General features: G+C 44.9%; 7 protein-coding genes and 1 tRNA gene. 2 read left to right on the forward strand and 6 right to left on the reverse strand.

Annotation, left to right across the window (positions count from 1 at the left end; translation table 11 throughout):
- The first annotated feature begins 21 nt into the window (after positions 1 to 21).
- Positions 22 to 1,059: a glycoside hydrolase family 43 protein gene (locus JCM15548_RS04210; RefSeq protein WP_227625461.1), complete on the forward strand. Its 1,038-nt coding sequence runs from the start codon at positions 22 to 24 to the stop codon at positions 1,057 to 1,059.
- A gap of 83 nt (positions 1,060 to 1,142) precedes the next feature.
- On the opposite strand, the gene JCM15548_RS04215 is transcribed toward JCM15548_RS04210, so the two are convergent.
- From JCM15548_RS04215 to JCM15548_RS04240, 5 genes are all read right to left on the reverse strand, one after another.
- Positions 1,143 to 1,216 (reverse strand) — tRNA-Arg (locus tag JCM15548_RS04215).
- A gap of 76 nt (positions 1,217 to 1,292) precedes the next feature.
- The gene (locus JCM15548_RS04220) at positions 1,293 to 1,586 is read right to left on the reverse strand and encodes a hypothetical protein (RefSeq protein WP_062122589.1); all 294 of its coding nucleotides are present in this window, start codon (positions 1,584 to 1,586) and stop codon (positions 1,293 to 1,295) included.
- A 190-nt stretch (positions 1,587 to 1,776) separates the two neighbouring features.
- A complete protein-coding gene (locus JCM15548_RS04230) occupies positions 1,777 to 2,640 on the reverse strand; it encodes a hypothetical protein (RefSeq protein ID WP_157482402.1) in 864 nt (287 codons plus the stop codon).
- 60 nt (positions 2,641 to 2,700) lie between these two features.
- A complete protein-coding gene (locus JCM15548_RS04235; RefSeq protein WP_062122595.1) occupies positions 2,701 to 3,864 on the reverse strand; it encodes a hybrid sensor histidine kinase/response regulator in 1,164 nt (387 codons plus the stop codon).
- A gap of 90 nt (positions 3,865 to 3,954) precedes the next feature.
- Positions 3,955 to 7,158 (reverse strand): ATP-binding protein, encoded by a 3,204-nt coding sequence (locus tag JCM15548_RS04240; protein ID WP_062122597.1) that lies wholly within the window; start codon positions 7,156 to 7,158, stop codon positions 3,955 to 3,957.
- A gap of 126 nt (positions 7,159 to 7,284) precedes the next feature.
- On the opposite strand from JCM15548_RS04240, the gene JCM15548_RS04245 reads away from it, so the two are divergent.
- Positions 7,285 to 9,825 carry an ATP-binding protein gene (locus JCM15548_RS04245; protein WP_062122599.1) on the forward strand — a complete coding sequence of 847 codons (2,541 nt, stop codon included), beginning with the start codon at positions 7,285 to 7,287 and terminating at the stop codon, positions 9,823 to 9,825.
- 1 nt (position 9,826) lies between these two features.
- On the opposite strand, the gene JCM15548_RS04250 is transcribed toward JCM15548_RS04245, so the two are convergent.
- Positions 9,827 to 12,823, reverse strand: a complete 2,997-nt coding sequence (locus JCM15548_RS04250; RefSeq protein ID WP_062122600.1) for an ATP-binding cassette domain-containing protein — start codon at positions 12,821 to 12,823, stop codon at positions 9,827 to 9,829.
- Positions 12,824 to 12,837 lie beyond the last annotated feature (14 nt).

Raw genomic sequence — 12,837 nt, forward strand, 5'->3', positions numbered from 1 at the left:
AAATTTTAAAAATATAGAGTAATGAGAAAATCCATTGTTTTCTGGATGCTGCTGTTTTTTACCGCAGTCCAGGCCCAGCAGGTTACCCCTGAGGTAGCTCATACTGTTGAAAGCGATGTAAGCACGGATGCAGATGTCGACGGAAAAATATTGTATCGATGGAAGGCGACCGGGAATCCGGTGGTTACGCACAAATATACGGCCGACCCAGCCGCTTTGGTGCACAACGATACCCTGTTTATTTTTACCGGAGAAGACTTTGAAGGGGGACAGAGAGGATACAATATTTTAAACTGGTGCGTTTTTGCCACCACCGATATGAAGAACTTCTGGGAATATCCGATACCATTGAGGGCAACGGATTTTTCATGGGGCGAACCAAATGCGGCCTGGGCCAGTCAGGTGATTGAGCGCGATGGAAAGTTCTACTGGTACACGAGTTCACAGACAACCGGTATTGGGGTGGGGGTGTCTGACCGACCCGAAGGTCCGTATAAAGATGCAATTGGGAAACCTCTGTTGACCAATGAGGACAGTTACGGACAAAGCCACAGCTGGAGAACCATCGACCCTTCGGTCTTTATTGATGATGACGGACAGGCATGGCTTTATTGGGGAAACGGGGCCTGTTGGGTGGTAAAGCTCAACGAGGATATGGTTTCTTATGATGAAGAATATGGCGTTAAAATGGTGGATATTGAAGGTGAAATGGAGTTCCCTTTTACCGAGGCGCCCTGGATTCATAAAAAAGAGGATACTTACTTCCTGTCTTTTGCCATAGGCTTTCCGGAGCGCATTGCCTATGCCATCAGCGACAAACCGGAGGGACCATACACCTACAAGGGAGTTATCAATGAAATTGCCGGCAACAGTAACACCAATCATCAGTCGATTCTGGAATACAAAGGGGAGTGGTATTTCATCTACCACAACGGAGGTATCCAGACCGATGGCGGCAGCCACAGCCGGAGTTTGTGCATCGATAAACTGGAGTTTGATGAAAACGGCATGTATGTGCCGGTGCGGATGACAACCAAAGGAGTGGATCAGCTGAAATAGTCAGACACCTTATATTAATAAACAAAAGCCCCTGTAAATCATTCGATTTACAGGGGCTTGGTGATATATGGGGTTGTGAAAAGTGATCCGGGCGGGATTCGAACCCACGACCCACAGCTTAGAAGGCTGTTGCTCTATCCAACTGAGCTACCGGACCAGACCGTTTTCGGGGTGCAAATATAGGAAAAAATGCCTAACTCCGTAACTTTTCAGCCCTATTTTTAAAAGTAATTTTATGGGTCATTTCGGTTATAGTGTACCTGTACACCGGCACACTCAGAATTCTGATCGTCGAAGTAGTGTGGGGCTGAGAGTTCTATCTTCACTTTCATGGTGTTTTGAATCACAAATAGCTGGGTTTCCTGAAAGTTTTCGATGGCGTTGTCGTACAGCACGGTTTGACTCTCATCATCGGCAATCAGACGGAAATGAATGTTTCCCAGGCGCTTTTTGCCACACACGGAGATGAAATACTCCCGATTGCCGTAGAAGGTTTGATGAATGATTGTTTTTCGGGCTTTGCGCATGGTTATGGAGCGGGACAGCGAACTGGCTTCAAAGTGTTTGGGCGCAGAATCGCATCGCTTTTCATAGCCTCTGCAGCTTTGGGCGTGGTGCTTTGGAGACTGAAAAGCGTTCCTAAAATGGTCAGCAATAAAATTTTTATATATGTGTTGTACATACGATTTGGACTTAAATTAATGGATAGGGTAGCGGTTATTTTTTAACCCACTTGTCACGCAACTTGTTCACTTCCTTATGAATCTTGTCAATGGGGTTGGAGGTGGATGGCTCTGTTGAGTTACTGCCAATGACCACGGCTCCGTCGCTGCGCTTTTCGGATGTTCTTTCAGATGCCTCCGATGTGCTGTATTCACTAAAGGCCGCATTGAGACCTTCAAAATCACCCAATAGTTGCTTTTTCTGGGTTTCATTCAGATATTTATTAAACATGTTGTTGAGCTGGTCAAGAATCATTTTCTGGTCCCATACCCGCATGCCAAATTCATCTTCCTTGATTTTGGATCCGTTGGAATTCAAGGCCAGGTACATGCTCTCAATAAAGCCTCCGGCCGAAATGAGGGCATATTCCCCAAAGCGATCGGTATCATGCAGGTTGGCTATCACCAATAAGTACAATTCATCGTATATTTCGTTGATGGAATCCATGCGGTTCATGTTATTCATGAGCCGCTCACCGATGTTCTGAATCTCAGGGGGGAAGAGGTTGATGTTTTTGCCAATGGTTTCCGTTACCTCAAAATACCTCAGGGCCGTTCCGGATTGCTCAAAACTGGCCGAGTAGGCCATGTCGGCCATATAGAAGCCAAAAGACAGCAGGCGGTCGGTGGAGGTCTGGTAAAGGTTGCTTTTTGTGGGGTCGGTCAGCAGCGACCGTGTATAGCCAATTTCATTGTTATGAATGTAAGAGAGTATCTCGTCGGGCGATGGAATGGCGTAATACTCAACCACCATTTCTTCCTGAGAAACACTGATGTCCTGAGCGCTCACGTTGAAAGAGCTCGCAGCAAGGGTCATGGTGGTGGCAAAAAGTGTCAAAATTTTTCGTGCGCTTTTCATGCTTTTAGTATTGTTGAAAAAATGGTCCATATTGTTCATTCTAAATTTATTCTATCAAAACTATTCTACGTACAAGCCAAAATCCAAAAGGATCCCCTTGTCGCTGCTCAGATTGCTTAGGGTTAATTTCCCCAAATGGGCCTCAGCAATCATCCGGGCGAAGTTGAGCGACTGGCTGCCGGTGAAAAAGGTGTCAAAGTAGGCATTGATTTCCTGTTCTGAAACCTGTGGTCCATCATCCTTAAACAGGATGGAAATCCCATTGGCTTTGTTTTCAATTTCAATACTTAACAAGGCCTCAGGCAAATTTCGTTCCAGAAAAAAATCAAGGATGATGATCAGCGCTGCCATCAGCAATTGACTTTCACCGGTAATGAATTGGGTCTGCCCGCTGCTGAGGTTGTTCAATACAATTTGCTTGCGGCGTATTTTTTCATCCAGTTGAAACATGGCAAAACCAATTAGCTTGCCGATATCAATGCGTTCCGGTTTGAGCAGAGAGCCATGCGACTGAAGCTCTGTTATGCGGAGGGCCGCGTTGACAAAGGTTTCAATTTTGGATAAGGAGTGGTCTATGCGATCCACCAATTGAGCCACTTTTTTCGAATCCACTTTGTATTTGATCACCTGCAGCATGGCGGTTACTTCATTGAGGGATCCCGATACCTCGTTTCCAAGGATGTTCAGAAAATGCTGCTTGGAGGCTTCAATTCTTTTGAGCTCCTCATTACGTGCCATTAACTCCTGGTTGGTTTTTTCCAGGTTCTCGTTGGCTTTGGACAGTTTTACGGTTTTCTCTTCTACCAGGTTTTCCAGATTTTTATTCATCTCTTCCAACAATTCCCGGTTGGTTTTGAGTTCAATCTGGTTTTTGACCCTGACCAGTAATTCTCTTGAATCGTAGGGCTTGGTGATATAATCTTCACCGCCGGCTTCAAAACCCTGAACCACACTTTCGCGGTCTGCTTTGGCAGTGACAAAAATAACGGGAATGCTTTTTAATAAAGGATTGGATTTAATTAAGCGACAGATGGCAAAGCCATCTTCATCCGGCATCATCACATCCATTAACACCAGATCAAAGGACGAACTCTCCAGCCAGCTTAAGCCGGAAGCGCCATCCAATGAAAACTCCACTTCGTAATCAGACTGCTTGAGTATGGATGCGGCAACCTGTATGTTTTTTGGGTTGTCGTCAATAATCAATAGGCGTCCCTGACTCATGCTTGGATATTTAAATGTATTACTCTTTTTTGATACTTGTGTTATCGTTCATTTACGTAAACGATCGAAAAATGTTTAGTTTTACTTGCATTAACCTGAAATGCCAGTGTATTGTTCAACTTCCTCCATGCACCGGTGCAGCTCTTCCACATCAAAAGTATTTACTGTTTTTTGAATACGTAAAGCATAGGCTTTAAGTGCATCATCGTTGTGATGGCTGGCTATTTCTTCCATGATGGCCGTTACTTTTGGTAGGGTACTAAAGGATGGGCGGTGCTTAAACATGCGCCAATGATCTTTCAGTAATTTTTGACAATCTGCCCGACAATCGGCTTTAATGGCCTGAGGGTGGTCAGCCCTGGTTCTTTTTGCCGCATCCTTTCGGATGCCTTGTTCAGAAAGAGCTGGTTGGCGGGGGGGCGACTGGTGCACAATTTGGCAGTTAAACAAGGAGATGGTGAAGGCACTTCCTGCACCGGGCGAACTCTCCAGGTCTATCTTTCCGCCCATCAACTGAACAATGCTTTTGACAATGCCCAGGCCCAGACCTGTGCCGCCATAGCGCCGGTTGTCCTGGTCTTCCTGTTGGGTAAAATCTTCGAAAATGATTTTTTGGGAGTCCGGTTTGATGCCTATGCCCGTATCTGTTACCCTAAAAGTAATATGGGCGCTGTCTTTATGGGTGGCCTGACTCTTGACATACAAATCAACCGATCCTCTTTCGGTAAACTTAATGGCATTGCCCAGTAAATTAATCAGTATTTGACGGAGTTGTAACTCATCCAGCATCAAATATTCAGGTAGTTGTTCATCCATTTCTACATTGAACACCAGATTTTTGCTTTTTACCGCCGGCATAAACATTTGCTGTGTTTCTCTGATGAGTTGTGAGAGATTGGCCGGTGCCAGTTTCAGGGTGATTTTTCCGGATTCAATTTTCGAGTAATCAAGAATATCTGTGATAAGTCCCAAGAGGTTCTGACCGCTCTTTTTGATGCTTGACAGGTAGTCTTTTTGCACCGGATCGCTTAAACTTCTGTCGAGCACATCGGTAAACCCAATAATGGCATTCAGGGGGGTTCTGAATTCGTGACTGATGCGTGCCAGAAAAGCACTTTTGGCTTTGTTGGCAGCCACCGCTTCCTCGTGGGATTTTTTGAGGGCCTGGTTGAGTTCTTCCTGCTCGGTGGTGTCGATGGCCATACCTATGATTCGCTCAATGTCTCCACTGTGGGTCAATTGCATAATACGGCCCGTTCCTTCATACCACCTGTATTGGTTACCCCTGACTTTCAAACGCCCCGATATCTTAAAATTGGGGGAGTTGCTGTTCCGGTGTTCCTCGATGGCTGTTAGGATGGGGTCCAGATCATCGGGATGTATTTTGGCTTTAAATTCGGTGATCGATAGCTTGTCCTTAGAAACCTTGCTGTCCACCGTCCTGACCCATTGCGAGCTGGTGGTAATCTCATTTTGGGGTGGCCGTATGTCATAGGTGAAGATATCGGCTATCTCCATGGCCAGTTCCAGCTGGTCAAGGGTTTCCACCAGTTTCGAATTTTCCTGTATCCGGTTAATGGCCAGGGCAAAGAGATTGGCCAGGTTTTTTAAGTGATCCCGATCATCTTCCGCATAATCGGTGGGGCGACCGGCCACCAAAAGGATGCCCTTGTAAGTGCTGTTGAAGAATATCCCAGCTGTAGCTATTCGTTCGTAGGGTAGGAAGGATTGTAGGGACTTTCCCTTAATTTTAAAGTCGGAACTGTTATTAAGCAGCATGTCGGCATACCGGGTCTGATCCTCGTCAGAATCAAAGCGGCCTGGTTGATTGTAGTATTCCGCAATATGTGACTCAATGACCATGATTTGGTCGCTGTAATCCTTAGGCGGGTCGGTATAGACCGTCGTTTTTAATTGCTGGGTTAAGGGGTCCCGATAGGCCAGAAAGGCAAATACGCTATCGGTTATTTGCATGGCGTACTGGCGAACCAGCAATTCCACCGAATAGAGTTTGTTGTGGACGGTGAGTTCCTTGCTGATTTCGGCCAGATTTTGATTGTATCTGGATTCCTTTACCAGGGAGGCTTCCACTTGCTTTTGTGGGGTAATGTCGTTGCAATAGTAACAAAACAGACTTTTATGCGTGATGTCCGGCATAAAAAGATGGGACAATACCGGATGAAAGGTACCATCCCTTTTTTTATGCAAGGCCTCAAATTGCATAAATTCTTCCTCCTCTACCACCTTTATCATTTTTTGCCACCATTCCAGGTTGATGGAAGTGTTGATGTCGAAAATGTATTGATGTCCAGTGGCGGATCCGGAGTTTTCCCGTGCCAATTTGTTGGCGTATAGTATTTTGCCTTCAGTATTGATGTAGTAAAACTCAGAGGGCGAGTATTCCAGGGCAAAGCGGTTCAATTCGATTTGGTCTCTGGATTTTTGCTCGTCCGATAAATCTTTCAGAACCAAAAGGGCGCCGTTGAATTCCTTCCCTGAGTTGTTGATGGGAAATATTTCCATGCTGACCCATGCCTGATTGTTCTGGGCCGTCGTCAAAGCTCCCTCCAGAGCGTGGTGCGAACCACATTTTTTTTTAATGTCCGTCCATTCCTTGAGTGAAAACCGGCCTTCCGAAAGAGAGGTGATAGATAGCAGGTCCTCCAGATTAAAGCCCTTATCTTTTTCGGGATCAATTTCCAGAATGTTCAGCAACTGCCTGTTCCATTGGCTTATTTTACAATCCTTGTTGAGTATGATAATGCCATCGGTGGTGTGTTTGAGGATGGAGTGGAAGCTGGCTTCGCTGCCGGGAATATGGTCCGTCAATTTTGTATAAATGCCATGCTCCTTCAGGAGGGCATGAAAAGAAGAATGGCTGTTAAAGTCGTTTTCTTTGGACAGGGAGTGAAGGGTTAGTAAGACAGAGGGCTGACCGGCATTTACCGGATGCGCGCTGAAATGGACGCGCCAGTGAATTTCCTCCGGAGAGCTTGGGGTGTAAACGGTACCTACCTGGTTGTGCAGGGGTTGATTGGTTTCCAGTACCTTATCAATCACCTGATGGAATCTGCACTGCGTACAGAAAATGGTGGTGCTGCAGGCGCCCAGACTAAGGGCGTTGTCACACTGCAACAAGTTGCCCAGCGAAACGTCGTATTTTTTGGTATGATCCAATTTTAATCGGGCTTTTCCGCTATCATTGATGAATAAAATCTGATAGCTTTCACCTATGAGTATAAGCGGTTGATTGATGGCTGATAGTACCTGTATTGCTACTTGCTCCCCGTCCATATCGTTTCTGTATTGTTTTTGTCAACACTTGATAATACGTGCAAGGTTGATAAAAGGTTGTTGCTGATTCATGGCAATTTTTATTATCTTTCACACTTATTGCGTTTTATAAAAGCTTGTATTCTTATGCCATTCAGTGTTCTAAAAAAGAGTTGGAAGCCTGCGCTGGTGATCTCCTTGATCTATTTGGTGTCGGGTATTGTTTGGATCTGGGTTTCCGACCGAATACCGGTGCCCTTTATTACGAGTCAGGAAACGATGCTTCTGTTTCAGACCATTAAGGGCTTTGTTTATGTGTCGATTACAGCTGTGCTTTTGTTTTTTCTGATTTACCGACAAATTCGTAAACAAAACAATCTGATAAAGCTTTTGCGCAAAAGAAACCGCTTAATGAACTTTGCCCTGTCGCAGCATTCGGGTTTAAATGTTCTTTTGTTGGATAGAGAGATGGTGGTTCTCCAGGCCTTTGGCAAAGAAAGATTATGGTCAGGTAAAAAGATGACAGAAGTCCCCGGAGATTCCATTTACGAATGGAGTGCCCATGGCAGGGATAAGCAGATGCTGCAGCATTTTTTTAAGAAGACCCGGGAAAAGGGGAAAAATAAAAAGGAATTGAAGATTAAGGACCAATGGTATTTTTTAAAGGCCAACCTATTGCCTGACAGCTCAGGTCAGCAAGACTTGATGTTGCTCCTTGTGGATAACATATCTCAGCATAAGCATTACCAGGAGGAGCAGGCGGTTTTTATTAATAAAAACAGAGTTCTTGAACAAAAAGTGGCCGAAGAGGCTTACAGGTTGCGATCTCAACAACTAAAATTCAGGGAGGTTTTTGATGGAATTGGCGATGGTGTCATTATTCGTCAATTAAACGCAATGGGCCAAACCGGTCTGATAGAGAATATTAATCGCTCCGCCTTACATTTGCTAGGGTTAAATAGCATGATGGTCACCCCTGAAGGATTATGGCGCCATATTGTTGGTGATAACCAGGAGGCCTTCCATCAATTTTTAAATCATGTGTATACAGAGACGTCACAGCTCCATTTAGCCGTGGAGGTGGAAACCGGGTCAGTTAACCGACATCTGCTTCTTAAGTCCAGGTATTTGAACACAGGAGCCCGGCCCTATGTCATGATCGTGATTAGTGAACAGCCCCAAACCATAGATTCAGAAGGGCTGCAGTCCTCTTTGCTTTACCGGATGCTCAATAAGTTTCCGGACGGCGTCCTGCTGATTAGCCCGGAACTGAGATGTATTTATTGTAATCCCACCATGCGGGAATGGCTTAAATGGAATGCTGCCGAAGAGTCATCGGCTTCCATTCACGACCTGAAACGGCAATTCGGGGACATGGATGTCATCCAACAGGTCAGTGAAGCCCTCGAAGGTGATGTCGTCCAATCCATAGACTTTCAATTACCGCATTTGGAAAACAGGTGGTTCTCTTCCGTTTTTTATCCGGTGACGGATCACTCCGGAAGAGTGGAGGTGGTGGTGCGCATTACCCGGGATGTAAGTGTACGCCGCAGTTACGAGGAGACCCTTTACAACCAACAAAATGTGGTGGATGAGAGCAATCGCCTGAAAACCCTGTTCTTATCCAACCTCTCGCATGAAGTCCGCACCCCCATGAACGGAATCATGGGATTTGTGGAGTTGCTTGAGCAGGATGAGATATCTGAAATACAGAGATACTATTTGGATTTAATACGGCGAAGTGGCGATAATCTGCTGTCTATATTGGATGGTTTGGTGGAGATTGCCCGTTTGGAGAATGGACAGGTTACCGTACACAAACAATGGATGGAGCCACTGCCACTGGTTCACGAAATAGAGTCCTATTTGAGGGAGAAGTTGAAAATGGCTTCCAAACAGTTGATTGAAGTGCATATCAGGGTAGATAAAGAGGTACTACCTGAAAAGATTTACAGCGATCCGGATAAAATCAGGGAAGTTCTTCACTTATTGGTCGATAATGCCGTTAAATTCACGCAGCAGGGATGGATAGAAGTGGGTGCGGGATATTCTGGTAACGGACATCTTTCTTTTTGGGTACATGATACCGGTATCGGTATCAAAAAGTTGAGTAAATATCAGATTTTTCAACCCTTTATGACCTACAATGATTCTGAAAATGTCTTGTATGGCGGATTGGGGCTGGGATTGAGTATCGCCAAAGGCTTGTCAGATGTAATGGGTGCCAGTATTGAGTTAGAATCAGAAGTGGGGAAAGGAAGCAAATTCCTTTTATCCGTTCCGCTTCAGTTGGGTGAAAACGCGGATAAAGGTACCCCGGTAACGGATGTCGCTGAACCCGGCAAGGTGCTGGTGGTTCAGTACGGTTTGCCTACAGACAGTGTTATTCAGCTCTTAAAGCAGTATAATGTGAAATTATTACATGCTGTCGATGGAACAGCTGCCATTGATTTGTTATTTGAAGTGCGCGACATCGATTTGATTATTGCCGATGTCCGGTTGTCCGATATGGACGCTTTTGAATTGATTCATGCCCTGAAGCGCATAAATGCGATGGTGCCGGTCATTGCCCAAACCGCCTATTTTATTGCGGAAGAAAAGCAAAGATGCATGAATGAAGGTTTTGCCGATTATTTGGTGAAGCCCGTGGACCACACCGTTATTATTAAACTGTTGAGGAAACTGTAAATCAAATGGAGGGGCGTTTAAGTACCACATAGATGAGCAAGATCAAACTCATCAGCCATATAACCATCACATTGAAGGCATAGGTGGACACCTGCATCTCTCCAATTCTTTTGGCAGGCGCATACAAATGGGAACGGCCCGCCGGGTGGTCCGAAACGTAATAAATGGGCGTCATTTTTCGGATAAATTCGCTGTCACTTATTCTCACTTTCTCAACGTTGGCTTCATCCGTGAGCAGCTGCATGAGTTTTTTATTGGTGGTGTACCGCAGTTGGTTGTAGGCATCACTGCCCATATCGGCAATCAGACTGTCCTTTTGCATCAGGTGGGTATCATGAATGTCCATTAATCTGGAACGCACATCGCCAACAAAATGGTTAAAGGCATTTCCCTCAATCACGCCATTTTCGTAGAGTGTGGAAAAATCTTCCTTTAGAGCTTTACCCACCTTTTCAATGCCATCCACCACGAGGTCGAATTGGGCAGAATCTTTGGTCAGATAATGGGTGGTGCTCCAGGATTGCCCGAAGAAAGATTTTTCCATTTCAGGCAGCAGGAAATTTCTGGTGTAGGCCGTACGGTTGAGGGATTTTTCTTGTTGATAGAATTCTTTCGAGAACTCACTGTCCATAAACAGGCTCACCGATATCACTTCATAAACCCATCTGGAAGCCATGAGTTCACTGATGGCGGGCACGTATTTGTCGGAAGCAAATACCGGGTTGATTTTGTTGAAATCAATGACGGCGCCTGAGAAAAGTATTTGGGGGATGAGCACAAAGGGAATGGAGACATAAACCGAAGCCATGGTTTTGAAAATGGACGACAACACCAGGCCGATTATACTGGCAGATATCGTAGTTGACCATAAAATAATGAACAAATGATCGATGCCCGATGGTATTTGTAAGACCCATTGACTGATCAATACGTAAGTGATCATCTGGATGCCTGAAAGAACCATCAGATAAGTCAGTTTGGCAAATATGAAGGCCCCGTAACTCAGGTTCAGAAAGGATTCCCGCTGAAGCGTTTTACGTTCTTTGATGATTTCTCCCGAACCACTCATGATGCCCACAAACATGGCCACAATCACACTCATGAAAATATAGGGAGGTATGTTGTCATTTTCATAGTAGCTGTAAGAATCCGCAAAGGGCGCCACGTATCTGGCAAAAACACTCAACAATAATCCTAAAACAGGTGGTAAAAGAAGTGATAATATCAGGTAGGGATAATCCGCGAATTTGGTCAATACGTTCCGCAAGGAATAAATCAAATATTGTTGCGGTCGACCGGGTGATCGAACGGGAAGTGGCTGAAGCACATTGATTTTATGGCCGTCTGTCTCTGAGTTGTTCCTGGCAGAAAAGCGCAAAAAACGCCGGTGCCATCTTTCGGGTGAGAAAATGCGTTTGGTCTCTTTCCGCTCCCGATTGGCAATTTGTCGGGTTTGAACCAAGTGAAAGATATCATCGGGGTTCAGATTGCCGCAGGTCTGACATTCATTTTCATGGGCATCGGCCAACTTTAAAGCGTTTTTGAGATAGGAGGGGATTTGCATGGCGGGTCCGTAATAGACGGCATATCCGCCCTGACCGATAAACAGCAGCTTGTCGAACAACTTAAAAATGTCGCTGGAGGGTTGATGAATGTTAAGAATAACCATTCTTCCCATGCTGGCCGAATTCTTGAGTATTTGCATGATGTTTTCAGAATCGGCCGATGAAAGCCCCGATGTGGGTTCGTCCAAAAACAAAATACCCGGATCCCTTATCAGTTCAATGGCTATATTGAGCCGCTTGCGCTGTCCGCCGCTTATGACTTTGTCGAGCGGATTACCCACCTTTAAATCCCGGATTTTTTCCAGATGTAATTCTTTGAGCAGTTTTTCAACTTTTTGGATTTTGGCGTCACGCGACAAGTCCTTGGACGATAAGCCTGCTATAAAGTAGAGATTTTCGAAGGCCGTGAGCTCTTCAATGAGGGCATCGTCCTGTGGCACATAGCCGATGTGTCCCTTAACCATCTTCGGGTTTTTAAAGACATCCACACCATTCAAGGTAATCTGGCCGGAATTGGGCTGACGGGCACCAATTAAAAGATTCATCAGTGTGGTTTTGCCCGATCCGCTGCCGCCCATGATGGCGGTAATTTCTCCCGATTGGCAAGTGAAACTCATGGGTTGAATGCCGTAAATACCGTTTTTAAAACGAAAGGTGATGTTTTCTGCTTTTAAGGCCAGGGGTTGAATGTTGTCATTGGGTGTGAGGGCTCTCGAAACATCATTGTAATAGAAATGTTTGCCCTTATCTGTATGTATAACCGCCCCTTTGTTTAGAATGTAGGTGCGCCGTTTATATAGCTTTCGATCGTTGATTTCGAAATAAGCTTCTCCGCTGACTTTAAAAAGAATGGTGTCCAGTGATTGTATTTTTACAAAAATCAATTGTCCATCCAATTCTTCATCCACGAGTATTTTTACGCCCGGTATTTTTAAAGCGTCATTGTCGGTAATGACAAATAAGGCATTCTGCTCGCTGATTTTTTGATAATTTTCGGCGCTAAACGAAACCGCATCTTTAAAATCGGACTCAGGAATCTCCAATCGCTGAGCAATGGTGTTTATCAGGTTATAAGAGGTGCTGGATATGAAAAGGGAGGTTTTGCCCGACATGTAGGGCACGTATTCAATCAGGTAAATCAATACCAATACGCGGTTTTCCAGAGTCACCTCTCTACTTAAAATGTAGCAATGGGCATCCAGTTCTGATTTGAAAAAGTTTTCAAAATCTTCGGCATGCTTGTTTTTGAAGGTCACATACGCCCTTAATTTTTGCTGAAATATATCCAAATAATGTTCCGTAGTGGGTTTGGTAAAAAGCAGCGAAAGGTATACCTCCAATATGTTGGAAATTAATGTGTACCCTTTCCCGGGTTTGAAAACTGCCACCAATGCAAATATAGATACTATGGACTCTAATGCTTTCTCCTTCATACGCATGCTTTTTC

Origin of the sequence: Geofilum rubicundum JCM 15548 (assembly GCF_000974365.1) — a bacterium.
GTDB classification, from domain to species: Bacteria; Bacteroidota; Bacteroidia; order Bacteroidales; family Marinilabiliaceae; genus Geofilum; species Geofilum rubicundum.

Excerpts from the sequence above, each read along its gene's own strand:
- JCM15548_RS04230 (WP_157482402.1), bottom strand. The coding sequence starts at position 2,640 with ATGAAAAGCGCACGAAAAATTTTGACACTTTTTGCCACCACCATGACC.
- JCM15548_RS04240 (WP_062122597.1), bottom strand. The coding sequence starts at position 7,158 with ATGGACGGGGAGCAAGTAGCAATACAGGTACTATCAGCCATCAATCAA.
- JCM15548_RS04250 (WP_062122600.1), bottom strand. The coding sequence starts at position 12,823 with ATGAAGGAGAAAGCATTAGAGTCCATAGTATCTATATTTGCATTGGTG.
- JCM15548_RS04235 (WP_062122595.1), bottom strand. The coding sequence starts at position 3,864 with ATGAGTCAGGGACGCCTATTGATTATTGACGACAACCCAAAAAACATA.
- JCM15548_RS04245 (WP_062122599.1), top strand. The coding sequence starts at position 7,285 with ATGCCATTCAGTGTTCTAAAAAAGAGTTGGAAGCCTGCGCTGGTGATC.
- JCM15548_RS04210 (WP_227625461.1), top strand. The coding sequence starts at position 22 with ATGAGAAAATCCATTGTTTTCTGGATGCTGCTGTTTTTTACCGCAGTC.
- JCM15548_RS04220 (WP_062122589.1), bottom strand. The coding sequence starts at position 1,586 with ATGCGCAAAGCCCGAAAAACAATCATTCATCAAACCTTCTACGGCAAT.